Annotated in this window: 29 protein-coding genes, 1 tRNA gene and 5 pseudogenes; 27 read left to right on the forward strand and 8 right to left on the reverse strand. The window is 38.7% G+C overall.

The window, feature by feature from the left end; translation table 11 throughout:
- Window positions 1-470 precede the first annotated feature (470 nt).
- The 9 genes and pseudogenes from EEJ45_RS18245 to EEJ45_RS01295 all read left to right on the forward strand — a co-directional run bounded on the left by EEJ45_RS18245 (window position 471) and on the right by EEJ45_RS01295 (window position 6532).
- On the forward strand, window positions 471-608 hold the full coding sequence (locus tag EEJ45_RS18245) for a hypothetical protein (RefSeq protein ID WP_164464160.1): 138 nt from the start codon (window positions 471-473) through the stop codon (window positions 606-608).
- Between the two features lie 130 nt (window positions 609-738).
- Window positions 739-1263 carry a tetratricopeptide repeat protein gene (locus tag EEJ45_RS01265; RefSeq protein ID WP_124562967.1) on the forward strand — a complete coding sequence of 175 codons (525 nt, stop codon included), beginning with the start codon at window positions 739-741 and terminating at the stop codon, window positions 1261-1263.
- A 36-nt stretch (window positions 1264-1299) separates the two neighbouring features.
- A pseudogene (locus EEJ45_RS01270) lies at window positions 1300-1930 on the forward strand (DNA translocase FtsK); the annotation flags it as partial.
- Window positions 1931-2291: 361 nt separating this feature from the next.
- Window positions 2292-2528, forward strand: a pseudogene (locus EEJ45_RS01275) (M23 family metallopeptidase); the annotation flags it as partial.
- A 26-nt stretch (window positions 2529-2554) separates the two neighbouring features.
- Complete coding sequence (locus tag EEJ45_RS01280; RefSeq protein ID WP_124562968.1) at window positions 2555-2911, forward strand: hypothetical protein; 357 nt, start codon at window positions 2555-2557, stop codon at window positions 2909-2911.
- 87 nt (window positions 2912-2998) lie between these two features.
- Window positions 2999-3271 (forward strand): hypothetical protein, encoded by a 273-nt coding sequence (locus EEJ45_RS18600; protein ID WP_164464161.1) that lies wholly within the window; start codon window positions 2999-3001, stop codon window positions 3269-3271.
- Window positions 3198-4967: a DDE-type integrase/transposase/recombinase gene (locus EEJ45_RS18255; protein ID WP_245999814.1), complete on the forward strand. Its 1770-nt coding sequence runs from the start codon at window positions 3198-3200 to the stop codon at window positions 4965-4967. The genes EEJ45_RS18600 and EEJ45_RS18255 overlap by 74 nt, the downstream gene beginning before the upstream one ends.
- Window positions 4960-5760, forward strand: a complete 801-nt coding sequence (locus EEJ45_RS01290) for an ExeA family protein (protein ID WP_124562970.1) — start codon at window positions 4960-4962, stop codon at window positions 5758-5760. Before EEJ45_RS18255 ends, EEJ45_RS01290 begins: the two co-directional genes overlap by 8 nt.
- Window positions 5761-5905: 145 nt before the next feature.
- A complete protein-coding gene (locus tag EEJ45_RS01295) occupies window positions 5906-6532 on the forward strand; it encodes a DUF5626 family protein (protein WP_124562971.1) in 627 nt (208 codons plus the stop codon).
- A gap of 780 nt (window positions 6533-7312) precedes the next feature.
- On the opposite strand, the pseudogene EEJ45_RS01300 reads toward EEJ45_RS01295, so the two are convergent.
- Window positions 7313-8405, reverse strand: a pseudogene (locus EEJ45_RS01300) (IS256 family transposase).
- A gap of 249 nt (window positions 8406-8654) precedes the next feature.
- Between EEJ45_RS01300 and EEJ45_RS01305 the strand changes: the two are divergent.
- The 6 genes and pseudogenes from EEJ45_RS01305 to EEJ45_RS01330 all read left to right on the forward strand — a co-directional run bounded on the left by EEJ45_RS01305 (window position 8655) and on the right by EEJ45_RS01330 (window position 13650).
- On the forward strand, window positions 8655-9047 hold the full coding sequence (locus EEJ45_RS01305; RefSeq protein ID WP_124562972.1) for a hypothetical protein: 393 nt from the start codon (window positions 8655-8657) through the stop codon (window positions 9045-9047).
- Between the two features lie 13 nt (window positions 9048-9060).
- A pseudogene (locus EEJ45_RS01310) lies at window positions 9061-9368 on the forward strand (DUF2325 domain-containing protein).
- A gap of 926 nt (window positions 9369-10294) precedes the next feature.
- Window positions 10295-10606 (forward strand): transposase, encoded by a 312-nt coding sequence (locus EEJ45_RS01315; RefSeq protein WP_124562973.1) that lies wholly within the window; start codon window positions 10295-10297, stop codon window positions 10604-10606.
- An 11-nt stretch (window positions 10607-10617) separates the two neighbouring features.
- Window positions 10618-11523, forward strand: a complete 906-nt coding sequence (locus EEJ45_RS01320) for an IS3 family transposase (protein WP_281274440.1) — start codon at window positions 10618-10620, stop codon at window positions 11521-11523.
- Between the two features lie 387 nt (window positions 11524-11910).
- The gene (locus tag EEJ45_RS01325; RefSeq protein ID WP_124562975.1) at window positions 11911-13335 is read left to right on the forward strand and encodes an ISL3 family transposase; all 1425 of its coding nucleotides are present in this window, start codon (window positions 11911-11913) and stop codon (window positions 13333-13335) included.
- A gap of 12 nt (window positions 13336-13347) precedes the next feature.
- Complete coding sequence (locus tag EEJ45_RS01330; protein WP_124562976.1) at window positions 13348-13650, forward strand: transposase; 303 nt, start codon at window positions 13348-13350, stop codon at window positions 13648-13650.
- A gap of 323 nt (window positions 13651-13973) precedes the next feature.
- Here EEJ45_RS01330 and EEJ45_RS01335 read toward each other — a convergent pair.
- Window positions 13974-14046 (reverse strand) — tRNA-Ala (locus EEJ45_RS01335).
- Window positions 14047-14280: 234 nt separating this feature from the next.
- On the opposite strand from EEJ45_RS01335, the gene EEJ45_RS01340 reads away from it, so the two are divergent.
- The 5 genes from EEJ45_RS01340 (at window position 14281) to EEJ45_RS01360 (ending at window position 16535) form a co-directional block, all read left to right on the forward strand.
- Window positions 14281-14778: a hypothetical protein gene (locus EEJ45_RS01340; RefSeq protein WP_124562977.1), complete on the forward strand. Its 498-nt coding sequence runs from the start codon at window positions 14281-14283 to the stop codon at window positions 14776-14778.
- Window positions 14779-14876: 98 nt separating this feature from the next.
- On the forward strand, window positions 14877-15431 hold the full coding sequence (locus tag EEJ45_RS01345) for a GNAT family N-acetyltransferase (protein ID WP_124562978.1): 555 nt from the start codon (window positions 14877-14879) through the stop codon (window positions 15429-15431).
- Between the two features lie 45 nt (window positions 15432-15476).
- Window positions 15477-15656, forward strand: a complete 180-nt coding sequence (locus tag EEJ45_RS01350) for a hypothetical protein (protein ID WP_124562979.1) — start codon at window positions 15477-15479, stop codon at window positions 15654-15656.
- A 125-nt stretch (window positions 15657-15781) separates the two neighbouring features.
- A complete protein-coding gene (locus tag EEJ45_RS18605; RefSeq protein ID WP_245999796.1) occupies window positions 15782-16081 on the forward strand; it encodes a hypothetical protein in 300 nt (99 codons plus the stop codon).
- 97 nt (window positions 16082-16178) lie between these two features.
- Entirely contained in the window at window positions 16179-16535 is a 357-nt protein-coding gene (locus EEJ45_RS01360; RefSeq protein ID WP_124562980.1) for a hypothetical protein, read from the forward strand.
- Window positions 16536-16563: 28 nt separating this feature from the next.
- Here EEJ45_RS01360 and EEJ45_RS01365 read toward each other — a convergent pair whose 3' ends face one another.
- Together EEJ45_RS01365 and EEJ45_RS18260 are read right to left on the reverse strand one after the other, a co-directional pair.
- On the reverse strand, window positions 16564-17202 hold the full coding sequence (locus tag EEJ45_RS01365; protein WP_124562981.1) for a hypothetical protein: 639 nt from the start codon (window positions 17200-17202) through the stop codon (window positions 16564-16566).
- A 193-nt stretch (window positions 17203-17395) separates the two neighbouring features.
- Window positions 17396-17548, reverse strand: coding sequence for a hypothetical protein (locus EEJ45_RS18260; RefSeq protein WP_164464164.1), 153 nt, complete (start codon window positions 17546-17548; stop codon window positions 17396-17398).
- Window positions 17549-17714: 166 nt separating this feature from the next.
- Here EEJ45_RS18260 and EEJ45_RS18610 point away from each other — a divergent pair.
- From EEJ45_RS18610 to EEJ45_RS01380, 3 genes and pseudogenes are all read left to right on the forward strand, one after another.
- Window positions 17715-17936 (forward strand): annotated as a pseudogene (locus EEJ45_RS18610) (transposase); the annotation flags it as partial.
- Between the two features lie 124 nt (window positions 17937-18060).
- Entirely contained in the window at window positions 18061-18363 is a 303-nt protein-coding gene (locus EEJ45_RS01375) for a hypothetical protein (protein WP_124562983.1), read from the forward strand.
- Between the two features lie 77 nt (window positions 18364-18440).
- Window positions 18441-18938, forward strand: a complete 498-nt coding sequence (locus EEJ45_RS01380; RefSeq protein ID WP_164464165.1) for a DUF1648 domain-containing protein — start codon at window positions 18441-18443, stop codon at window positions 18936-18938.
- A gap of 14 nt (window positions 18939-18952) precedes the next feature.
- On the opposite strand, the gene EEJ45_RS01385 is transcribed toward EEJ45_RS01380, so the two are convergent.
- A complete protein-coding gene (locus EEJ45_RS01385; protein ID WP_124562985.1) occupies window positions 18953-20311 on the reverse strand; it encodes an MATE family efflux transporter in 1359 nt (452 codons plus the stop codon).
- Window positions 20312-20456: 145 nt separating this feature from the next.
- Entirely contained in the window at window positions 20457-20846 is a 390-nt protein-coding gene (locus EEJ45_RS01390; protein ID WP_124562986.1) for a sporulation protein, read from the reverse strand.
- A 229-nt stretch (window positions 20847-21075) separates the two neighbouring features.
- Between EEJ45_RS01390 and bacA the strand changes: the two genes are divergently transcribed.
- Entirely contained in the window at window positions 21076-21870 is a 795-nt protein-coding gene (gene bacA, locus EEJ45_RS01395) for an undecaprenyl-diphosphate phosphatase (RefSeq protein WP_124562987.1), read from the forward strand.
- Between the two features lie 125 nt (window positions 21871-21995).
- On the opposite strand, the gene EEJ45_RS01400 is transcribed toward bacA, so the two are convergent.
- Together EEJ45_RS01400 and EEJ45_RS01405 are read right to left on the reverse strand one after the other, a co-directional pair.
- Window positions 21996-22445, reverse strand: coding sequence for a PCYCGC motif-containing (lipo)protein (locus EEJ45_RS01400; protein ID WP_164464166.1), 450 nt, complete (start codon window positions 22443-22445; stop codon window positions 21996-21998).
- An 86-nt stretch (window positions 22446-22531) separates the two neighbouring features.
- The gene (locus tag EEJ45_RS01405) at window positions 22532-23062 is read right to left on the reverse strand and encodes a thioredoxin family protein (RefSeq protein WP_124562989.1); all 531 of its coding nucleotides are present in this window, start codon (window positions 23060-23062) and stop codon (window positions 22532-22534) included.
- A gap of 386 nt (window positions 23063-23448) precedes the next feature.
- Here EEJ45_RS01405 and EEJ45_RS01410 point away from each other — a divergent pair, with 386 nt between their 5' ends.
- From EEJ45_RS01410 to EEJ45_RS01420, 3 genes are all read left to right on the forward strand, one after another.
- Window positions 23449-23826, forward strand: a complete 378-nt coding sequence (locus EEJ45_RS01410; protein ID WP_124563191.1) for a MarR family winged helix-turn-helix transcriptional regulator — start codon at window positions 23449-23451, stop codon at window positions 23824-23826.
- Between the two features lie 4 nt (window positions 23827-23830).
- Entirely contained in the window at window positions 23831-25414 is a 1584-nt protein-coding gene (locus EEJ45_RS01415) for an MDR family MFS transporter (RefSeq protein WP_124562990.1), read from the forward strand.
- A gap of 72 nt (window positions 25415-25486) precedes the next feature.
- Complete coding sequence (locus EEJ45_RS01420; protein WP_124562991.1) at window positions 25487-25648, forward strand: imidazoleglycerol-phosphate dehydratase; 162 nt, start codon at window positions 25487-25489, stop codon at window positions 25646-25648.
- The last annotated feature ends 134 nt before the right edge of the window (window positions 25649-25782 follow it).

Consider the following 25782-nt stretch of genomic DNA (forward strand, 5'->3'; position numbering starts at 1 on the left):
GGGGGCTCGAACCCCTGACCTCTACGCTGCCAGAATAACAGGTGCATGTTCAATGCTATAAAATATGTTTAAATGCGTATAATGGAATTCAATAAACCCTTGGTACATCAGTGTTTGGAAGAGACGTGTTTACTAATTACGTTAAATAAAGTAAATTAAGAAAAATATGTCTGTGCACATTTTGTGCAGATTTTATGTGTAAGCATGTGGTCGATTTAATTGTTTCATCATGCATCGCCTTTCCCTAGGTTTGTCTTAGGTCCAGCTCATAAATTTCATTATTAGTTCTATATAAGGAGAGCGCTGCTTTCCATATAAAATTCTATTTCCACTATGTACTAATCAAAACGAAGGTTTTTAGCTGCTTTATCTAGAAATAGGTTAACATTAATCTATACGACAAGAGAAAGAAATATCAATTAGAACGGAACAAGAAATAAATGAAATATTAAGAAGCGAGGGAGAAAGAGATGGAAAAAGATAATAAAGATGCAAACCTAAAAAAACATGAGGAAGACAAGACAGTTCCTAATAAGGAAATTGAAGAGATTTTTCGTAGGATTATTGCCGAGCACGGTGAGGCATTAAAAATGCTAGGTAAGAGCTAGTGATTAAATAGGTTTTAGTTAATAGTATTCTCGAAGTTTAAATACCGGTGAATTTATCTAAAGCAATACTAATTATTATGTTTTTTGATGCAATATATAATAGCTAGACGGATACAAAGGGGAAGAAAGTATGGATAAATACAGGAAATATATTGCGAAGATTCAGGACTTTTATAATAATGAGGAGTATGCAAAAGCTGTGCGACTTTGCTGTAAATTAATAAAAGAATATCCCAATTACCCTGACGCATATTTTGAACGCGCGATGGCACGTTTGAAACAAGATAAGGATAAGCAAGCTTTTCTAGATTTTGAAAAAGTATTAGAACTAGATCCTCATTATCCTGGAGCAAAAGAAGAGAAGGGCGACGTATTAGCATCAGCAGCACTTAATCTAACAAGAAGCAAAATAAAAGGACTAAGTTATTTACAGCATAAGATTAGGGTTAACACATTAAATACAGAAAAGCAATTCACGCTATGTACAGAACAACAATTTCCAGATCAAGAGCTCCACGAGTTATTTGAACAGTACAGTAAAAGAGCTCATGCTGTTCACGATGAATATTTGCCGTACAAAGGGAAGAAGCAATTATGGAATATGTTGATGAACGATAAGAGTGAGAAAGGTTGGAAGTTTAAAAATGAGCAATGATGAATTAAACCAAATAAAAGTAAGGTTTTTTCATAAATTGTAGTTATTGTAAATGGACTAGTAGACCTTATAATGGTTGTTTCATCAGATGTTGAAGACGCTATTATGGGATTAGAACAGATGGCAAGAACTGCTACATTTAATTATTGCCACACAACGTGCTTCTGTTGATGTAATTATGGGTGTAAATATTCCTTCTCGTATCGCATTTGCGGTATTTTCACAGACTGGTTCAAGAACAATATTGGATTCTTCTGGTGCTGAGAAGTTGCTTGGAAGGGGAGATATGTTATTTATGCCCGCGGGCTCTTCTAGGCCAACACGAGTGCAAGGTGCCTTTTTATCAGACGACGAAGTAAACCGAGTTGTTTCTCATGTCATTTCACAGCAAAAAGCGAACTACCAAGAAGAGATGATGAATTTGGAGGCCCATGTAAAAAAAGAAGAAAAGCAATCTGCTAAAGATGACTTATATGAGGAAGTCGTTGCATTTGTTATTCAAGCACAAAGTGCATCTACTTCTTCGTTGCAGCGTAAGTTTAGAATCGGCTATGCACGCGCATCGAGACTTATTGACACATTGGAGGCAGATGGGGTAATTGGCCCTTACGAGGGAAGTAAGCCAAGAAAAGTATTACTAAAAGATGTAAAGCAAAAAACATCCTAAGAGGCGCGACTATGCGTCTTTTTTTATTATGGATTTATATATGTAGAGGGTTTATTTACATAGATTACATTTTGTATTCTTTAATCAGGGGCTGATACTGATACATTCGAGGAGGTAGGCAATGGCAAAGGGGATTGCACGTTGTTTATTGCAAAATGAAAATACATAGTATTGCAGAAAAGTTGTTCTGTAGCAACTTTATATGGAGTGGTGGGCATGATAGCCTTGTTCGGCATGCCAGCCCCTTGATACAGCTGGGTTTCTGGCTCGACAGTCATGCCCACAGAGGCTCCATGTCAAGTTGCAAACCTCTGCACTCGGCTCTGCACAACTCTGCATTTTTCATCTGCACAAAACATATGTCAATAACGGTGGCTTGGGTATTTACATTGATCATTCAAATGGAGTTGTATCTCGATACATTCATTTAGATAAAATAGAAGTTACTCCTGGAACTACTGTTAAAAAAGGACAAAGAATTGGCACTATGGGTGGTAGCAATTACGTAAACGGAAAACTTATAAGGTTTGGTTACGCTGTTCACTTAGATTTCCAGATTAGAGTAAATGATGTACCAGTTGATCCACTTAAGTATTATAATATTAAGTAACGGGAGAGAAATTCATGAAGAAGTGGATAATTATTGGAATATCCCTATTTATCATCTTAGGGGCTCTGATTTTAAAAATCTACATAGACTTGACCGGCATTCCTAAAGATAATGCACTAAAACCTCAAATTACAGAAGTTAAAAAGCCTCAAACTAAAGAAAAGAGGTTAGTAGCAAGAGATAATGTGGTACAACAGCTATTGGTTATGTTATCTAATCAAGATTATCATGTCCCAAAATTATTTGACTCGACTGCTTTTAATAAGAACCCGAAAACAATGGGAGAACAGGAACGAATGAAAGCTGCCGAATTTGTATTTTGGTACTTTCTAAAAGGTCATCAAATGTATAATATTGGAAGTAATGTCTAATGGCGGAAAATAGAGGGTTTTTAGGAAAGAAGTTTGGCGGTACAAATAGAAGAAAATATACGACAATAGAGCGAAGCGTAATCGCTAATGACGGCAGGAGGACAAAATAAAAACCCTAAAGAAGTTGGAGCTTCTCTAGGGCTAACACTTAACCAAATTCATGATTATGATAAAATATATAGCCAAGAGTTGCAAGGCGTATGTGAGGCAGTTCCAAAAAATACCTCCGGTACTGGGAGAGGGCTGCTCGTCCTGTGGGGGAAAGCTACATCGTCATGGCAGCTATGTGAGAAGTGTCGTCACCAAGGTGGGAGTCTATTGGATCCCTATTTACCGGTGGCGCTGTTCATGTTGCCGTAAGACCTTTTCGCTGTTGCCAAGCTTCCTATTTCCATACAGAGTGCATTATACGCTGGTGTACGAACAGTTTTGGGTCTCCATATTTCTACGAAAGAGAAGCTACAGCCATATACAGAACATGTTTCAGTCCCCCACTACAGGGGGAATAGCAAGACAAACATTAAAACGTTGGAAGAAAGAATGGAGAGGTAGAAATGAGGAAGTGAGCAAGTGGCTGGCAAGAACGCTTTTAAGCCTAGATCCTCTATCTCGCCCAAACCAGTACTTCCGGAAATATAATACAGAGCAAGTCGCGTACCTATTGACAGTGGAGCTCTGGAAAAAAATAAATGCTTCAGCTCCTCACCCTCTCTCCGGCCTGATATCAAGTGCAGTTTCCAGGGAGTTACAGCCCGGGGAGTTGGCACAATATCTACGGACGACAGCCAGTCAATTCCATCGCAATCCTCAGGGAGAATTACAGAAGGTGAGCATTAGAACATTAGAAAGATATATTCAGAACTATCGGAAAGACGGCTTTGAAGCATTAAAGCCAGCAGGAAGAACTCCAAGCTCGCCAAGAGCTATTTCAGAAGAAGTATTAGAAAAGGCAATTGAGCTAAAAACAGAGCGACCAGAGCGATCTGTCCAGCAAGTAATACGAATACTAGAGTTAGCCGGGCTCGCTGAGCCTGGGGGCGTTTCAGAAAGTACATTGTCCAAGCAGCTTCGCAAGAGAAATGTAACTCGCGCAGTGCTTCAAAAGCAGCCAGGCCGTCAGTACCGCCGCTTTGAAGCACCTCATCGGAATGCTTGTTGGCAGGGCGATGTACAGCATACCCTTTATCTGCCTGATCCGAAGGATCCGAACCGCCGACGTTTGGCGAAACTGTTCGCCTTTTTAGATGACTACTCCCGGCTTATTGTACATGGGGAGTTCCACTGGGAGGAACGCGGCCCACAGCTAGAGGATTGCTTACAGAAGGCCATACTGCGCCATGGCCAACCGGAGAAAATTTACGTAGATAACGGGTCCATTTACCGGGCGGATGTACTCAGATTGGCTTGTGCGAAGCTGGGCATCACTCTTACGCACTCTACTCCTGGGCGGCCGGAGGGACGCGGTAAATTGGAACGCTACTTCCGGTTTGTAGACACTTCTTTTAAGCCGGAGGCTTACGACCTGATTGAATCGGGAAAAATTCAAACTCTCGATGATCTTAACCGTTATTTTCAGATTTGGGTGGATACGATGTATCATGAGAGACGGCATGGAGAAACGAAGCAAACACCCCGGGAACGGTTTGAGAAGGATGAACACCCTCTTCACTACCCTACTATTGCCGACCTTCAAAGCGCATTTCTGTGGGAAGCTACCCGGAAAGTGGACAAGACAGGATGTATTTCCTTTCAAGGGAACAAGTACGAAGTCGCTATTGAATTGGCACAGCAGCAAATTACTATTCGGTACGACCCCATTAACCTGGCTCACCTTGAGGTTTGGCATGAAAGCAAGCAGTATCCTAACGCAGTTCCGTTGGAACTCCAACGGTCTCGTGACCAAAAACTTGGGGAAGAAGACTATCCGCAGCCTTTGGCCGAAAAAACAGGCTTAAACTTCCTAGAATTGATGCAGCCGGAACACGAAAAACAAAGGCAAAAGAAGCTTGGTCGAATGCGTTATGTGGATTTGATGGAGGGAAAGCAGCATGATTGAGCAACACTTCGGTTGGAATGGCGTTCCCTTTCAACGGCATATTTCTACAAATAATCTGTATTTGTCTGAGCAATTTAAGGAGACACAAGCACGACTGCAGTTCATGATTCAGCAGCGGGAGTTTGGGATGCTTACCGGATATGTCGGTGCCGGAAAAACAACAGCCATTCGAGCTTTGCGGGATAGTCTATCTTCCAGTGAGCATGTGTTTTTATATATGTCTGACTCTTCTCTCCAGCCAAGGGACTTCTATAGGGAGATGTTAATCCAATTAGGAATTGAACCGAAATTTCTTGTAAACGATGTAAAGCGGCAATTTAAAGCAGCTCTTATGGACATTTACGTTAACAAGGGACGAACACCTATCGTTGTAATAGACGAGGCACATTTATTGTCAGCAACCATGTTGCAGGAAATACGTTTCTTAACTAATTTTCAAATTGATTCCTTATCTCCACTGGCTCTTATTTTAGTTGGTCAGCCTGAGCTTCGTGAGAAGCTTAAAATTAGCAGCCTAGAAGCTATCTCTCAGCGGATTACAACCCGCTTTCACTTAACTGGCTTAGGGGAGGAAGAACTGGCAAGCTATGTTTCTCACCAGCTGAAGGTCGTGGGAGAAGAGCAGCAGATATTTAGTACGGCAGCCTTGCGAGAAATTTACAAGCATACTAAGGGAATATTAAGGCTTACTAACCGCATGTGTACAGACTGTCTCTTAGACATAGTTATACAAAAGCAGAAGGTTGTTGATGCAGATACCGTAGAACGGGTTTTAATAGACCAGAGTTACTAACAGACCCGCACGGGTCTTTTTCTAATTTCATGAATAGTATGTGAAGTCAGTTCTAACACAGTTGTAAGATTAATAAAGTGAAGAAGGTGGATGATTATGTAACACCAAGATATTAGGGTATTAAGGCAAAAGGAGGATGAATAGCTTGAAGAAGATTGTAGCATTTCTGTCTTTCCTGACACTCATGTTTTTAAGCCTAGGTGCAGGATTAAATACCTCGATAGCTTCAGCAGCTGAAGACCCTAGCACACCACCATTGGACATTCAAACAGCAGAGTTTATTTCCGCTTTACAGCAACAAGAGTTCCAATTTGACCTTTCTCGTTTAGAGAAGCAGGAAAAATCAGTATACAGCGAGAATGGAGAATACTTAGGTGTTGTTGGAATTGAACCGTTGGAACCAACGTCAACTCCCGTCATAAACCCTAAGGATCCAATTCAATACGGCCAGTACAACCTTGGCAATGGCTCAAGCACTTGGAAAATTTATTGGTACTCAGCATCTGTGAACTTTAGTTATAAACTTGATCTTTATGTTAGCAGCAGCACAGGTAGAACTACTTTCAACCGAGTATACGAGAAGTGGAAGCTTGTAACCCCTCCCTACACAGTTCAAAGTGACTCGTTAAAAATTCTTACAACTACGGAAACAGCTGGCGCTCCTGCGGACTCCCGCTATACTTTAAATCTCACTTCCGTTTGGGGTGGTACTTGGAGCATTTATCTATATGCCCGAGCCTACAACAAGGTACTTTACACTGGAACCAATTGAGTTTAAGCCGAAAGGTGGTGCAGTATGATAACTCTGATGACCTCGGTCTTTGGTTGGCTATTTTGGATTCTCGTAATAGCAGCACTATTCTTCCTATATAGATGGATTAAGCGGAAGAAATAAGGGGAACCTCTAGCCGAATAAAAGCATGCTTCCACTGTACATTGGGAAGTGTGCTTTTTGTTTTAAGGCGAGAAAGAGCTTGGATGTATTTAACAAGCGGATAAACTAGTTATCCGTATAGCCAACGTTAATGGCGGTTCTGAATGTACTTAGGAAATGTCAGTGACGGTTCCGAAAGGAACGCTGTTGCAAATTACGTTTAACAGTATAACGGTCATATAGTTGCTGTAAAAAGAGATGCTGCTACTGAAACAGACGTATACACCATACAGATAGAGTTTTATCAAAAGAATTTCATTGATACCAAAGTTATAGACGTCTCGGTCAATAAACAAGGTAAAATAGTAACCTATATATCAGATATACCTGATATACCTGATCTTCCCGTTGAGGATTAAAACAATAAAGAAAGGCACTCTATGAATTTAAATAGAGTGCCTTTCTTATTTTTATAATTTCATTAAATTTAATGAAATTAATCATTGCACCGGGAGTGTCAATATTTTTGTGTAAATGACTTTAAGACCTTTTCAGGTAGGCGGTCACTTCGATATTCAATTGAACTTGTTCGGAGGTTTGATTTTGGTTTCTAGGAAAGGGCTAGCCCTTTCCTAGAAACCAAAATTGTGTGCCGATTTTTCGGGCTGCGAATGAATCCTATTTCAAATTTTCAAACATTTCTTCTAGTGCTGCACGAGCCTTGTTAAAGCCAATGTGACAACGTGTAGCGAAACGTTCGTTATAATCTTCAAACTGCGTCACTAAGAAGCGTTCCAGCGATTCCTCGTTCGGAAACTGCTCTTTGCGCTTTGTATGTTTCTTGATTTGTTTATTAAAAGACTCAATTAAATTCGTCGAATAAATGCTTCGCCAAATGTCTTTTGGGAACTGATAAAACGTTAGGAGATGTGGATTTTCAAGCAAGGATTGCGTGACTTTTTTATAAGATTTGCCCCATTTATCACAGAATGCATCCAGAGCTTGCTTGGCTGTTTCTGCATCCATGGCTTGGTGGACTGTTTTGAAATCCTCGCCAATTTCTTGGCGATCTTCTACACGCACTTTATGGGCAATATTACGCCCAACATGTACAAGACACACTTGATATTTCGCTTTTGGAAACAGCGTCCGCCATACTTTTTAAACCATCTGAAACGAATAATAAAACGTCTTCAACGCCACGCTCCTTTAACTCTTCCAACAGCTCTTGCCAGTTGTAAGCAGATTCTGTTGGGGCAATTGTGTATGCCAGCACTTCTTTTGAGCCGTCTTCACGAATACCAACAGCGATATAAACAGCCTCCTTAGAAACCGTGTCACGGCGCACCGCAATATACGTCGCATCTAAATACACACATACGTAACGATTGTGCAGTGGGCGATTATTAAACGCTTCTACATTTTCAGAAACAGCTTTTGATATGTTCGAAATCGTTTGTGGCGTATAGTGATGCCCGTACATTTTCTCGATTAAATGCGCGATTTCAGCCATCGTAATGCCCTTTTTAAATAGGTGGATGACGGTTGTTTCTAACGTGTCATTTGAACGCTTGTATGGTGCGATTGTCTGTTGTTTGAACTCGCCATTACGATCACGTGGAATCTGAATCGTTAAATCACCGTACTCCGTGTGAAGCGTGCGTGAATAAGACCCATTGCGGGAGTTGCCCGAGTGAAAGCCTGTACGATCATATTTTTCATAGTCTAGGAATTCTGTTAGTTCGGCCGCCAAAAGAGTATTTATAGCCATTTCAAGATGCGAGCGAAAAACTTCTGTAATATCTTGTTTTTTCACTAGTGCATCGACCATTTCTGTTGTAAACTAATTCATAGGAAGACCTCTTTTCTGGGATTAGTTGTGGTGACTTAATTCTACCAAGAAAAGGTCTTCCTTTCTCTATGTTTACGGCTATTTACACAAAATATTTTATACTCTCATTGCACCTCCTTGTTTTAAAGTATATAATCTAACTATATAAATTTAACGGAGGAGACCAACATGAATGAACTATTTCGTTTAGCGCATGCGTATCAAATGTATAGACTTGGTAAAAGCACTGGATTAACAGGTCTTTTAGGGATTTTTGCTTCTATTGCTGTATTGTATTATCCGGTCAAGTATTGGAATGAGATTGTAAAATGGTTACATACATCTGAATTGATGGCTCCTATCATGCAGAAAACTGCAAATGCAAGTGATTTAGCAGTATTCACAGCATTAATACTTACAGGTATCGTACTCATTTTTTTAGCAGTTATTGCTTTCTTTTTAGCTCTATACGTATTTGCTTTTATTGCTTTAACACTTCAAGTAGGATCTGTAATTCTAGCTAAAGTAATCATAAAAATTTTCAATATTCAACCCAAAACAGTAATTTATAAAAAACGATGAGAGGAAATTACATATGAAAAAAACGATTTTTGTATTAGGTGGTTCACAAAAAAACACTCTTGAAAAATTAGCAGAAAAAAAGGGGGTAAATATTATTTTTCATGATGCGAAGAATAAAGGAGGTATTAAAAAAAGCTTTAAAAGTTTAATTAATAAGGCTGACGTTGTAGTATTTCAATCTTAAGCTGGTGGACATGTTGCGATGGATGTAGCAAAAGAATTAGCTAAAAAAACGGGGTGCCTTTTCTGGTAAATAAAAGCTTTGGAGCAAGTTCAGCTATCGAATTAGGTGTTTCTTACCTTGAAAAAGCTATAGCTTAAGGAGTTTATGAATGATTATAATAACATACCAAATAAAAGAGTTCCATTCTAATTACGCAAGTAGTAGTAAACTTGTAGGTTAGAATGGCTTTTTTATTTTTTTATCCGAAATAATCATCTATTCCAAATTTTCCCTATGTAACCGCAGGCTTGCACGATCTGGAGAACCTTCAATGGCTAGGATGGTCACCAATTTTACAGGTATTACTAGTAGCTTTCATTTATCTATATTTGTCAAGCTTGGATAAACCTGTTTTAGGAAATCAAATAATAAAGATTGGCCTAATTGTATTTTTAGTAACGTATGGACTAACGTTCATCACACAGATGTTTATATTTACTGTGTGATTTAAATAATCTTAAAAGAGGTGTCACGGCGATATGGAAAAGGAATTCAAGAAAAAAGCAATCATTATGGTCGTAATTGGGGTTGTAATCGCGTTACTTGGATTTACGAGCTTAATAAAGAGTGTTATAAATTTACTAGGGAATTAAGAAAGATGAAGTACTTTAAATTTAAACGGTTAACGAAAAAGAGAAAAGAATTTGCAAATATGGAGATGTTATTTGGGGGATTCCTGAATAAGTTTGCTGCTAGCGATTCCAAACGATAAGCATCAAAGAGAATGGCTTGAAAATATGTAGCATCATTACCTGTATTAGCAGGAGCAGCAATAGGCTATGCATATTTATGTCGGCAAAAAGAACCAAAAAAATAGGATTTAGAGACTGAATTGAAAACTAGCTTTAGTTGAATAAGAATTCGTCAAGGTTGTCTAATTAGACAGCCTCTTTTTCGGTTCAAAAATCAACATTTTAATTTAACAGAGCTCTTATTTATTATCTTTTTAGCCCCCTAATGAACTTGGACACTCTAAGGTGAGATTTTTTATACTTAGAGTAACAAGTGTCAGGGGGATTTTTTGATGAAACGAAATAAATACTCGAAGGAATTTAAGTTACAAGTTGTTCGAGAAGCAAAAGAAGTTGGCAATTACGCAGCTGTCGCAAGACGTTATGAAATTCATACGAATCTCATTTATAAATGGGTAAAAGAATTTGAACAAGATGTTGAAACGATTCTATCAGAAGATGTTCCTTCTCCTGTAGAAGTGAAACAGTTGGAACAAGAGAATGATCAACTGAAGAAACTTCTGGGTGAGAAAGATTTAGAGATTTCCATCTTGCGCGATTTACTAAAAAAGAAGAACCCTCATTTACGGAAAAGCTGGAAGTAGCGAAAAGTTGGATTGACAAAGGCTATCCAAAACAACAAGTGTTACGGATTTTGGGGATTTCTCGCTCTACCTATTACTATCAAGAGCGTACAGAGGATTCCGTCCAAACGGTAAGTGAGGGCCGACCAGCACCAGGATTTTCTTTGACAACCGATAAAAAGCGAATTGGTGACGAACAAATCAAAGAGTGGTTGTCCGAACTAATAGCCGGAGATGGTTATGTATACGGCTATCGAAAAATCACGTATGCGCTCAGACGAGAGTACCAACTGATTGTGAACCACAAAAAGGTATATCGCTTATGTAAGGAACTCAACCTCCTTCGCCCACAGCGTCGTTTGCGCCTTCGGCACAAGAAACGTCTCGCACGTAACCGAGTGATTACAAACTCCAATGAATTGTGGGAAATGGATATCAAATACGGTTACATAGAAGGAGAAGATCGTTTTTTCTTTATTCTCTCTGTCATTGATGTGTATGACCGTGCAATTATCGCTTATTACATTGGAACATCTTGTACAGCACATGATGCCGTACATACTGTGCAACACGCATTATGGAAACGTCGCCAATTTGAAGAAAAGCACAAACCCGTCATTCGAACAGACAATGGTCCTCAGTTCGTCTCTCGTGCCTTTGAAGAAGCCTGCGAAAATGTTGGTGTAGAACACGAGAGAATTCCACCTCGTACACCGAATATGAATGCACATATTGAGGCATTTCACAGTATTTTAGAAGAAGAATGTATGAAGAGACATGTGTTTGGGACGTATCGTGAAGCATACGAAACTGTAAGCCAGTTTATGCATTTCTATAACGAACGTCGGATTCATGCCAGTATTGGATATCGGCCGCCTAAAGAATTTTATGAATTAAGAAGGCAAGGAAACGCTGATACGGCTCAAGTTCGTGTGTAAGTAGTGAGGTAATCATCATTTGATTGCCTCACCAATAAAAACGAAGGAATTTGTAGGAATTTTGAGATTAGGTGAGATTTTAACTGGAAAGTGTCCAAATTCAGGGGGTTAACCCGCGCTCCTGTTGTTTTAGGTTACACCATGTATAGGTGTATGGATTGAAATATGGTCAAATTCCTTTTAGGAAATCCCGAATGTCAAGTTACACCTTGTATAGGTGTATGGATTGAAATAATTGCGCGCTCACTCATAAAAATGTTTTGGATGGTTACACCTTGTATAGGTGTATGGATTGAAATGAAAAATGGTTCTTTCCAAAGATGGTTGAAATTCTAACAATTTGTCCATACTGTTCCTAATTATTTAAGTGAAGGATGGTGCCGTAAAGTGGACGATGTGGTGAAACTGTTAGATGAAAATCTTAGCTATATCTCGCATGAAATCATAGAAGATACACTATTTATTCGGGTTGCCTCGGAGAAGTTATCAGTAATATGCCCTTCCTGTAATACAGCTTCTACTAAAGTTCATTCTCGCTATGAAAGAACGTTTCATGATTTGCCCATGCAAGGAAAGAAAGTTGTATATGTAATCCATAACCGCAAAATGTTCTGTCACAATGTGCGATGCCACCGCAAAACGTTTGCCGAACCCTTTTTATTTTTGCCCTATAAAGCGAAAAAATCCACTCGCTTGGAACAAGAAATCATAAAAGTCGCTCAACATGTCAGTTCGCTCACAGCTGAAAGGATATTGAACTGCGGTATTGCGAAGGTTGGAAAAAGCACGATTTGCAGTTTGCTAAAAAAAACAATCACAATTGATAAAATCCATGTAAAAAGAGTCTGCATTGATGATTTTGCTTTAAAAAAAAGACGTACCTACGGTACGATTATGGTCGATTTAGATACACATCGAGTGGTGGACTTAATTCCTTCTAGAGACGGCGAAGACGTGATAAATTGGCTGAAGACTTTTCCAAATCTAGAAATCGTCTCTAGAGATGGTTCTATTACGTATGCACATTCCATTACAGAGGCCCATCCGAAGGCGATTCAAATAAGTGATCGGTTTCACTTGCTTCAAAATCTGACAAGGTATTGTATAGAATTCTTCAAATCTGTCGTAAAGACGAACATCAAAATCCCAGTGACGACTTTAAAGGAAGCACCTCCTGTGAATGTGAATCATCTAAATATACCGTTCGCAGAAAAGGTCAAAGCAGCGAATGGCTTACTAGATAACGGCTATACATTTCATCAAATAGCGAAAGTTTTACAAATGGATATTAGAACAGTGAAAAAGATTGTATCCATGAGCTTACACGAACAGGAAGAATATCTGATGGGTACAATGAAACAATCTCATGCATACAAAATGTTACAAAAAGAGAAACAGATATCTGAAGTACGGCAACTGTATAAACAAGGGAACTCCAAGCGGAGTATCGCACGTCAACTCGGGTTAGATCCTAGGACCATCTCCAACTATTTGAATCCGGAAACAACAGGAACGCATGCAAGCTTAGGGCAAACAAGACCAAGCATATTAGATCCCTATGCAGAAGAAATCAAACGGTATGTCACCAATCGATATACAGCTATTCAGATTGATGCCATACTTCGAACGAAAGGGTATAAAGGTTCTGTCTCTACTGTGGGTCATTATATTTCCAAACTGAAAAAATCCTTATTTGAAGACCGTCAATTATTACAGAATGCGGAGTTTGAATTTGTGAAACGAAAAGAGATTATCCCTCTTTTGTTCCATTCAAAGAAAACAAAGACCAAATTATCTGAAAAACAATTATAGGAGGTTTACAAGTTGCATCCGAAAATCGAATCTATCATAGATTTGGTGGATGACTTTAGAGACATCTTGAGACAAAAAAGAAATGATGCGCTGCAGAGCTGGATGGACCGAGCTACTGCGCTGGATGCTCAACTGCTTAACAGCTTTATCAATGGAATCGAAAGGGACTTGACAGCTGTGAAAAATGCCATCACTTATGAATACAACAATGGTCTAGCCGAAGGGGAAATTAATAAATTAAAGTTGGTGAAGCGCACCATGTATGGTCGGTGTCTGTTCGATTTGTTGAGAAACAAAATTTTATTACTTGAATAGGAAAAAAGTTCTTTTCAACCAACTTTGGAAAGAACCATTTTTCGCTTGCAAAAAACACAGGGATAAATGCTAAGGTAGTAGCTGATCGTTTGGGGCATTCCCGCGTACAGATTACTCTAGATTATTATACACACACGGATGAAGAAGTGCAGAAGCAAACATCAGAGATATTAGCAGGCTTTCTACACAATGAATAAAAAACGAAATAGAGACGTGCAGATTTTGTGCAGATTTTTAAAATGCAGACAGATCAGCGCGGCGTCTAAAAAAATAAAAAAAGCCAAAACCCTTATATATCAAGGATTTTGACCTCTTTGAAAGTATGGAGCATAGGGGGCTCGAACCCCTGACCTCTACGCTGCCAGCGTAGCGCTCTCCCAGCTGAGCTAATGCCCCGTTTGTGTCATGATATTATTGTACACGGTTTCATGCAGAAATACAATAAAAATTTTCATAATTTTAAATATATAAGTGTGTTTGCGAATGTATGGTATGGGTATTAACTTTTCCAAAATTTTAAAAATACAGTTTTTTCTCTGCAACGTTATGATAGAATATAAGAATAAAAATAGAGTGTGAGGCGAATAGATTCGCTATCTGATCCATGTTACATAAGGGAGAGGTTTTAACATGAAGGCAAAGCTTCTTTGGGGAATCATCTGGTTTGTCATTATATGCGGTGCTGGTGCCATCGGTTATTTTGGTGCGCCGTATATTATGGATAAGAAACAAATCGGTATCAAGAAAGAAACAGCATCGGCACCAATCGAGGAAGCAACACCCGCGGGTATTAGTGACAGTGTATATGCATTTGTAAGTACATATCATAAGACGTTAAATGATCTAACAGGTTGGGGGCAAATTAATTCTCCGGAATGGACTACTGTACATACGTATGCGGGAGAAATTGTAAAAAAAGTTGATGAGATGCAATATGCGGGGGATGCAAACTTAGAACAAGATTTAAAAGCAATTCGTCAGCTTGCAGCAGATTTACAGCGAAGTAAAAGTAAGCGTGATTTAACAAAATTACATCGTTACTTTCATGATTTGGATGTGGTAATGAATCGGGCGAATGGAGACGGGAATTACTATAAAGTATCAAAGTGGGGGAATGCGCATAAATAGGAAGATGTTATACGTTCTTTTAATTTTTAAAACGATACATATGCTAGGGAGAACTTCATTTAGGTTTGTTAGTATCTAATAGAGGTAAAGGAGAAAACATGATAACAGACAATATATTTGAAGGAACATATGTAAGACTTGGGATGGCAAGATCGGAAGATGTGGAAGTGATGGCAAAGTGGGGTGAATCTTCAGTGTATTTGCGCCATGTTGATACAGATATTGCTTTCCCGGGTGGTAGAGAATTTACGGGGGGATTAAAGTCAAACAGTGTTTCATTTCGTTTACGCAGCAAAGAAACTGATATGTTAGTTGGATTTGTTGCTCTTCACGGTATTGAATGGAACAATCGAACAGGTTTATTGGCGATTGGAATCGGTGAAGAGCATTTAAGAAATAAAGGGTACGGTACAGATGCCTTACAATTGATCTTGCGTTATGCATTTTACGAATTAAATCTTGATCGTGTGGGTTTAGACGTTATTTCATATAACCAGCGCGCAATTCGTACATATGAAAAAGTAGGTTTTATCGTTGAGGGGGCGATGAGATCAGCTGTATATCGAGATGGTAAACGGTACGATCGAATTATTATGGGTATATTAAAATCTGAATGGGAAGCAAAGCTAACGAATACTATGCATAAAATATAAGCTCCGCCACACACTAATGACAAAAGGTGAGGTAGGTGACTTATAATGAACATCAATGATAACGATAAAGCGATTATTGAACAGGCGCTAAAAGCAGCCGCTGCGAATACAACAGATTATCAGGAAATTTATCAATATGAAAGCGTACTAGAAAAGATGGGAAAGAAGTCAAAAGCGCAAACAGATGGCTTTCGCTACGATTATGACGACTCCTCAAATGTATAAAAGCTGATGCGAAGGCATCAGCTTTTGTTTTTTGTGCAATACATCATACTTGTGTTCATCATGGCTGGGAAAGGATTGCTTTGATGTAATAAGGTAGCTTGCACTTTACTGTTGTATGGGTCTTTTTGTTCTCGATAGTAACGGCTACAAGTGGCTTTAGGCTTTCCACGCGCATTGTGCTTGCTGCATTTTGGGCAAATGACCGTGCGAATTGGATTGCTATGAATGTCCCTTTCATAGAAGAAATACATGCCACCATTCGAATTCACATGAAAGAAGCCACTATTGAATTAGATGTACCTTGGTCAATAGATTTACCATCTAGTTGCAGAGTGCCGAAAAAAGTGAAGAAAACAAAAAGTAACTCCAAAATCAACTTTTATTGTATATTTTGGAGTTACTTGACGTTTACGATTAATCAGTAAATTTGATAAAATTTATAATATACTTAATATTGAGATTTATATAGCAATTTTGTTTAAATAAGATATGTAAAAATATTTCTATGGGGGTATATAACTAATGTCTAAGCCGATAATCAGAAAATCTTTATTAATGATTTTTGTAGCCTTTTACTTTTTAACATCAGTCTTATTTTTACTTAGATTTTCTTTAACAAATCTCTTCTTAATTGAATCTACACCAAAACCTTTAGTTGTTATTAGTTTTATAGTTTCAGCAATTCTTCTAGCTTTTTTCCCTGAGATTAAGCAGTTTTTTAGTAGACATAAATATTTTTTAATGTATATTTATACTTTTTACCTTATTATTATATTAATTCTTTTCCTATTTGCAAAAGATCATTTAGTTCTTTATTTTGCTTCAATAACACTTTTATTTGCTTTAATGCGAGAGTTTAAAAATAAAAAAAGAGAATGAGATACTATTATCTCATTCTCTTTTTTCTTTAGTCTAAAGGTCGAGTTTGTACACTTACAGGACTTGTGTAATTTCCATATTTATAACGAACCAATGTACCGTAAATTCTGTATCGACCATTATAGCTATCATACGCTCTATATGTCCAAGTGCTTATATAGTTAGGTGCAGCAATTTCTCCCGCCCAAAAAGTAGCACTAGCTATAGCCCAAGAAATTGCTCCAGGAATTCTTGGGATTTTGGAAGTTACCCACTGAGCTGCTGCACTAATTAGTATTCTTGTTTCCAGGTTACTGAAAGTCGTATATCTTGGTGGATCAACTACTTGACCACCATCACCAGGATTCACTACTACATATGCACTTATACCATTTGCTTTATTTAGCAACGGGTTGCTAACTTGATTTACAACAGGACTGTTATTAGGAGAAAGAGTGCTATACAGAAATTTTAAATGATCTTCACTTAAAGGTTCTGAACTAGAAATAGGGATTCCATTATATACGTAGGAATACTCTTTTTTTTCTTGTTCTTTTTGTTTTACAGAGGCAACCTTTGAAGTTTGAGGAATACTAGATTCATCATTTTGGAAAGCAAAAGCTGTATTTGTACCTAAGCTTGTAACTAATAAGGCTGTAGTTACCCCGCCCACAAGTAATTTTCTCATTATTGTATCCCTTTTCACTTTATATCTACTTACAATAAGTATTTTAACTTAATATTAAGATAATTACTATAATTTTTATAAAATTTCGATTTTTATTTCTGTAGAGGTAGCGTCACATAGTCATCAACCTAATTAAAGTAAACTACCCTAAAACAAGAGCAATAAGCAAATGACCCCAATTTTCGTTTTGGGTTCATTTTATCTCTTTAGCTTGATGGGCATGCGTCAGAACCCCTGTAACTTCTTCTTCAGCTACCTCGGCTGACTCCTCGCCGTAGCTATAATCCTCCCTCAGCTTTGTATTTTGAATTACTTTAAACACACTGAAACCTATAACCATTATCATAAAGACCCCAATACACACTTGATTGAATAGTAACCTCAAGCTTTTGATTACCCCCTATTACAACTTGTTTTTCTTTCGTTTTCTATAACTGGATAGGCTACACTTAGTTGGACAGAAAAATTAAGGTCAAGTAGACTGGAGATATTATAATTGAGGAGAATCTACAATGACCAAACGAGAAAGACGAACGTTTACAGACGAGTTCAAGCACCAGATTGTTCAACTGTATCTAAGTGGCAAGCCGAGAAAAGAAATCATCCGTGAGTATGATCTGACACCTTCTTCTTTAGATAAATGGATCAATTGTAGTCAAGCGACCGGATCTTTCAAGGAAAAAGATAACCTGACAGAGGAACAAGCAGAGCTCATCAAATTACGTAAACATTCTATCCATTTTCATCTGATTTTGCATAGTATTCCTTTAATAATTTTTAACATATTTCAGTATGTAGGCAGGGAAGCGGACTAATAGTGCAAATCTATTCATATAGTCATACAAAAAGGAGGTAGGTATGATGTCTAATACAGTAGGACTGTTACTAACAATTTTATTACAAGTAGGTATATTCAGTTTGGCAAACTTTTTAGCATTTAAATATTCTATAAATGATATAAAGAGAAGGATTGTAGCTGGTGTTCTATTTTTACTGTGTACACCTATTGTATACGTCATTACTTTTTTCTTTGTTCTTATATACGATAACAGCGGCTGGGGTGCAGGTATATTGACGGTCATTTTCAGTGGGCTTTATATGATTAATGGCGTTATTATTGTATTGTCGGCACTTCATTTATATATGAAAAACCTTAAGTAACATGTTATGAAATTGTTAAAATGGAAGTAAAGGTTTACTTTTGTTTAAGATATAATAGAGGGAGAGGAGGGAAGCATGTGCGCAATAGACCGACACTGCCCGTCCAAAAGACAGTGATAGAAAGAGTTCTCAATATCATTTCTATCATTCTATTAGTTGGAATGATTGGTTACGTTGCTACGATGTGGGGAAGTATTGGTGATCGAGTTCCTATCCACTTTAACGCAGTTGGTGAACCTGACGCATGGAGCGGGAAATTTTCTATCATTGGTATTTTGATTGTACCTGTTGCTTTATATATGTTCTTAACGTTTCTTGGGAATCGTCCGCATACACATAATTATTTGGTGGAAATTACCGAGGAGAATGCACAGCGTCAATATAAAAATTCATGTTTGATGCTAAGTTGGCTAAAAATAATTTTAATAGCAACCTTTGCGTATGATACATGGCGTACAGTAGACATTTCACTTGACCGTGCAAATGGTTTAGGAACATATAGTGCAGTTGTATTTATAGGTTTATTGTTTGGGACCATTGCTATTTTTATCTTTCGAAGCATACGTTTAAAATGAAGAAGCTGCAGTTTTTATGCTGCAGCTTCTTTTGGTGTTTTTTTCTGTACATAAAGTAGGCGCATGGAGAGAAAAAGGGCGCCAAATGCGAGTCCGGAAATGAGACCGACCCAGTAGCCTTTTGCGGCTAAATCCGTTTGTATTGCAAGGAGATGGCCGAGCGGTAAGCCGATGACCCAATAGGCGATGAGCGTCATAATCAGCGCCGCATTTACATCTTTGTAGCCACGCAACGCTCCTTGTACAGGTGTTGCAATTGCGTCTGAGATTTGAAACAAAATGGCATACAATAAAAATTGCTGCGCCAATTCACGAACGACAGGGTCAGTTGTGTAAATGGCTGCGACTTGTTCGCCAAAAACAAAAATAACAACAGAGTAAAGCAGGGCAAACACAAGTGCAATCCCAATCCCAAGCCAGCTATACACTTTTGCGTCATGAAGGCGATTTGCACCTACTTCAAATCCAACAGCAATTGTCATTGCCATGGCTAAGCTAAGCGGTGTCATATAGAGCATAGAAGCAAAATTCAGTGCAGCTTGATGCGCTGCGATTGTATTAGTATCAAAGCTACTCATCAGCAGCGTAACTGCGGCGAAAATGCTAGTTTCAAAGAAAATAGCAAAACCAATCGGTACACCAAGTTTCAGAAGTTCCTTCCACTTGGCAAACGAAACGCGATATAAACGTTTAAAAATACCAAACGGTGCGAAGGGGTGTTTGGTATGAATCATGTAAGTGGCAATTAATAAAATACACCAATACGTAACAGCGGAAGCAATCCCGGCACCAACACCGCCGAGACGTGGAAAGCCGAACTTTCCAAAAATGAGTACGAAGTTTAACAAAATATTGATCGGTAACGATAATAGTGTAATAAACATTGTCACCCTTGTTTTTCCAAGAGCGTCAATAAAGCAGCGCAAAACAGTATATACAAACAATGGTACAATCCCAAACGAAAGAGCGAGTAAAAAGTTTGCAGCTATGGTCCGAACGTTGGACTCTAATTTCATATGATTGAGAATCGGAGAAACAGCAAAAATACCAATCAAAATCACAAGAAGTGCGGCAGCAATAGCAAGATAGATTGCTTGCATAATAACTGGAGCCACTTCATGTTCTCTCTTTGCTCCTTTTAACTGTGCGACAGTTGGCGTGACTGCCAGTAAAATTCCTGTTAAACCAGTGCTGGCTGGAATCCAAATGCTTGTTCCAATTGCCACGCCCGCTAAATCTGCTGAGCTAGCACGACCGGACATCATTGTGTCAAAAAAGCTCATGGAAAACAAGGTAATTTGCGTAACAAAAACTGGGAAAAACAAAATGAAAAATTGCTTTAATTTTTGAGTGAAGGTAGTAGTTTGTATCATGGCAGCTCCTTTCCTGTAGCAAAATACGTTCATTATAACACACGGATCTGTGTTTGGGTGAAAGAAAAATAAAAAAGAAGCTTCTAAATGAATAGAAACTTCTCGCACTAACGGTAAGAGGGCCTAGTTAGATAGGTCCTCTTTTCTATTGTACATGAATCAGCACTTTTTTACGGGTATCAATGCCGGCATCAATATCAACTTTAATCAAAAAATACACATCTTTTTCTGGATCATGTTCGCTTGCTGGATACAAGGTATGTGTGAATGGGAAGCTTCTTGTTTCATTCGGTGCAATTATAAATGCTTCCTTTGTTATAGAAGTAGCAGAGAGCAACTCTTTTTCACTCATCGGTAAGTCAGCAAAACCGCGGTACAATTCTAAATTCACTGCGCTGATATGTTGTTTGGTTTTCCCACCCTTGACAATAACTTCACCGTGAATTTGCTCGCCTGACTTGTATATATCTTTGGGTATATGTAAATGTACTTCAGCTGCGCCTTTCCCAAGCTTGGCCATAAAACGTTTTAGCATGCTGTCACGCTCCTGGTTGCATAAGATAGATAAAGCTCTGTCATAAGACTGTGGCTAGTATACCAAAAAAAGAAAGAGGCTGCGCAGGTGTTACCTAACTGTGATAATTTTGTAATACCTTTATGACATTTGCAACAGGATTTGCTTTTCTAATGTTAGAAAAAACGATGCGGTTTTTGTCAAAATGAGGTATGATGGATAAGTATGCTTTGTAAGGGAGGTTTCTGGTTTGGCGGATTGGTTAATTGGATTAATAATGGGAATCGTGGAGGGACTTACCGAGTTTTTACCGGTATCTTCGACGGGCCATATGATTTTAGTAGGACATTTAATTGGATTTGAAGGCGAACGAGCAAAAACATTTGAGGTTGTCGTACAACTCGGCTCTATTATGGCGGTCGTTGTTGTGTTTTGGAAGCGTCTTTGGACATTGGTTGGTGTCGGTCGCAAAAAGAGCGGTGCATCTTTGAATTTAATTCATATTTTACTTGGTATGCTCCCTGCGGCAGTACTCGGCTTTTTATTTCATGACGTAATTAAAGAAATATTATTTGGACCAGGTCCGGTCGTGATTAGCTTAATTGCTGGTGGTATTTTAATGATTGTAGCGGAAAAGTTTTCGAAAAGCAGCACGGCACAAACTCTAGATGAGATTACGTATAAACAGGCATTTTACATTGGTTTATTTCAATGTTTAGCGCTGTGGCCGGGCTTTTCACGATCTGGTTCAACAATTGCCGGTGGTCTTTTATGCCGTGTATCTCACACGACAGCAGCAGAATTCACATTTATTTTAGCGGTACCGATGATGCTTGGCGCTTCTGGTTTAGACTTAATTAAAAACTGGGACATACTATCAGCTGCGGATTTACCGTTGTTTGTAACGGGGTTTGTCACGGCATTTGTTGTAGCAATGCTTGCGATTGTATCGTTTTTAAAACTGTTAGCACGCGTAAAACTTACGCCGTTTGCATACTATCGCTTTGCGTTGGCGGCACTGTTTTATATTTTCGTTATGATGTAAGGAGCCGAATGTGCTCCTTTTAATATAAATGGGCGGAAGTACAACAGAACTGTTGAGGAAATACATTAACATAGCAAAAGCTAACTCATTGCGATGCAGTGAGTTAGCTTTTTGTCATTTATGAACTATTCTGGCATAGGTGTTGGTGTTGGTTTTGCATAAGCATTTGTGTATTTTCCATCGATATGGCGACGAATAAAAAGCGTGCTTTTTCCTTGTTCAGCAAGTAAAGAAGCTTCACGGGCGATTTCGAGGCAATTGATGCAGTGTGCCGCATGCGTATCCCACACAACCTCCCCATTTGCTCGTATCTCTCGTACAAAGCAATCTTTATTGTTTTCATGTTTGGCGCGTTGACCGCATCCGCAGTAGCAAGGAATCCACTTAAGTACATCTGTATGTGCACTTGCAAGCTTATAAACCGCTTTTACCTCTGGTTCATAGGCATCTAGAAAAGAAGGCAGAACATTTAAGCTTGTTGTTGTTTCAGTATAATTACCGGGAAAACAGTAATAATCTTGTGAAGCGGGGGTACTGAACGTGAGCATTGCTGCGATAAGATAGGTAAGCATCATACAACTCCTTTCTCTTTTGAGATGCCCAAAAGAAAGATCCTTCATACGTATGAAGGATCGTTCCTTTATACCTGAGGCACTGCAAGCTATGACAAACGTTCTGTTACACTTTCGATAACACTGTTCCAAATCGTTGTGTCTGTGGAAAGTTTATGGCGAAACGTTGCATACATTGCTTTTTGTTTGTCTTCAAATGTCGGATCTTCCTTCGTAGGCAACTGGGCACGCTCGGTTGTAATAAAGTCTTGTACCAGTTGTGAACGTGGTCCCCACACTGCATGTTCTTCCCAATTTTCATTTAGAAAAATAAAGATTGGAATGGCTCTAGATGTTCCATTTGTTAAATATTGATCCATGAGTTCTAAGTTTTCATCTCGGATCAAAAAGCGCGATTCTACGCCATGTTGTTCGCACATACGCTGAATAATCGGTACACACAGCATGGCATCACCACACCAATCTGCAGTTAACACAACAACGCGGGTTCCTATATTAAGCTCTAACTTAGGTAATTCAATCGTGTTATAAATGTGCAATAATTCCTTGCGATGTACACTCATGCTATCTACATATGTAGCAAATGTCATGCCCTTTTCGAACCAATCTTGTAACTTCACGTCAATACCCCCTATGTTAAAAGTATCTTTATTATACCATGAAGTGATTACAAACAAAGGCTGTGTTACAGATTGATATGAATTGGCACTTATTGATTGAAGTGAACAGTGCACATCTGTAGTAGAAATCAACAAAAAATTTTAAGGGAGCCTAAATAAAAAAAGAAGGGTGCAGTGCACCCTTTTATTGGCAGAACACCAATGAAAGCAACTGTTATAGGTATTGACAACTTTTGTGCAATTCATGCTGTCTGCATTTATTTTTTCACAAAAATAGTGACAGATTTGTGATTTAGGTGTATATTTAAGTATGTTTTTATTTCATAAAGTTAAGTATTTGAAGAGGTGACAATTTGAACGATGTAAAAGAGGAGTTATCGCTGTTCATGTTTGATGTGTTTCGAAGTTTTCGTATAGATATTCGAAAGCGATTCGAAGATTACTTACCTATTAATGAGTTCACTGTACTCCGTGTCTTAAAAGAACAGGGAAAGAAAAAAGTATCCCATGTTGCAACTGAATTACAAGTTTCAAGCAGTCATATTACTGCGGCTTCTGAAAAGCTTATTGATAAAGGGCTAGCAACAAGAAGCCGCTGTGATACTGATAGGCGTGTTGTATTTTTAGAAGTAACCGAAGCCGGTGCATTGCTTGTAGAAAAAATGGAGGCTTTAAAGAGAGATTACGTAAAAGAGAAATTTTCCGTGCTTACGGATGAAGAGTTAAACATGATGCTACTTGCGTATCGCAAGCTGAAAGGATGAGGAGATGGAACATCTTGATATGAGACGGAAAATGATTATTATGGCGTCTATTATGGTCGCTATGTTTTTTGCTTCTGTCAATCAAACAATTGTAGGAAATGCTTTACCACGCATTATTGCGGTACTCGGTGGCATGGATTATTACAGCTGGGTATTTACGATTTACATGCTAACATCAGCTGTCACCACAATTTTAGTGGGACGTTTATCTGATATGTATGGACGTAAACCATTTTTGTTGATTGGTATATTTGTGTTTACAGTTGGAGCGTTTTTGGCTGGGCTATCAAAAGATATTTATCAACTAATCGCGTTTCGAGGCTTTCAAGGTTTAGGAGCCGGTCTTATTATGTCTTCTGCGTTTACCGCTGTTGGCGATTTATTTTCTCCTCGCGAACGAGGAAAGTGGAATGGACTCATGAGTTCTGTTTTTGGATTATCAAGTGTGTTCGGTCCAACGATGGGTGGCTATATTGTAGATCACTTCGACTGGCATTGGGTATTCTGGGTGTTTTTGCCGCTTGGTATTGTTGCATTTGTATTAATTTGGGTGTTTTTTCCACGAGTGGAACGAGCAAAAGGACAACGAATTGATTATCTTGGTGCTTTGTTATTAACAGCTACAATCGTACCGATGTTATTGGCTTTTTCTTGGGCAGGTACCAAATATGACTGGTCGTCTATGTGCATTGTTGGTTTGTTCATTGGTGCTGCTGTAGCACTCGTGCTGTTTGTTATAGTGGAGAAGAGAGCAGAAAATCCAATTTTGCCGTTATATTTATTCCGCAACTCTGTGTTCACAATCTCAAATTTGGTCGGATTTACACTCGGAGTAGGAATGTTTGGAGCAGCGATGTACATTCCATTTTTTATTCAAGGGGTTCTTGGTTTTAGTGCTACACATTCTAGCTATATTACAATGACGTTAACATTGAGTCTTGTGGCTGCAAGTGCTGTGAGCGGACAAATGATTTCTAAAACGGGAAAGTATAAAACGTTATCGTTTATCGGATTGTTCATTACAGTTACAGGGCTATTCGGAATGAGTACCATGGATATTTACACAAGTCAATGGACTATTATTTTATATTTGATTGCGGTTGGTTTTGGACTTGGTATTGCGATGCCAGTGTTTACCTTGACAGTACAAAATGCGGTGGAATATGACTCACTGGGTGTAGCTACTGCTTCTGTCCAACTATTCCGCTCACTTGGAGGTACGGTTGGTGTTGCGATTATGGGAACCGTGTTAAGTACGCGTATGCAGGATAGACTTAGTACTTTCAGTGGTACTGCAGCGCAAATACCACAGGACCTTGCTAGTAAATTAGAAGCGCTGAAAAACCCACAAATCTTGTTGGACCCAGAAAAACTTTCACAGGTTGGTCGTTCTTTACCAGAGCAGATGCAACCAATGTTTACTGAGATTGTTGCACATTTGCGAGATGCGATGAGCTATGCTTTATCTGGTGTGTTCTTAACAGGTATGGTAATTATGATGTTAGCAATAGCCATTAATATATTTTTAAAAGAAGTACCTTTGCGCAGTGTAGCCCGTGGGACAGAACAATTACGAAAAGCAGATTAAATGGAAAATGTCATGCATGCGCACACGAGAAGTGGAAAAACTAGTGATAGTTTTTCTATAAGGAGGGATTGTATGACGAGCAAAAACGGTAGTAAAGGAAGCGGCAATCAAGGTACACCGAAAAAAGGAACGTATCAAATGGAGTTCGGCTCTGAGCTAAGTGGAAACGACAATAAAGGCAAAGAGTATCGTTCTCATAAAGGAAGCAAATCTAAACAAAATTACGAAGATTGAGCGGGCAACCGCTCTTTTTTATTTGCGTTCAGTTACAAAAGGAAAAATATAAAAAAACTCCTTGCCGATTGGCAAGGAGCAAGGGAAGGGGGGCAGTTTATATGAAAAAGGTGCGGTTCACGCGTTAGGGATCA

This window comes from Ectobacillus antri (genome assembly GCF_003852715.1).
GTDB classification, from domain to species: Bacteria; Bacillota; Bacilli; order Bacillales; family Bacillaceae_G; genus Ectobacillus; species Ectobacillus antri.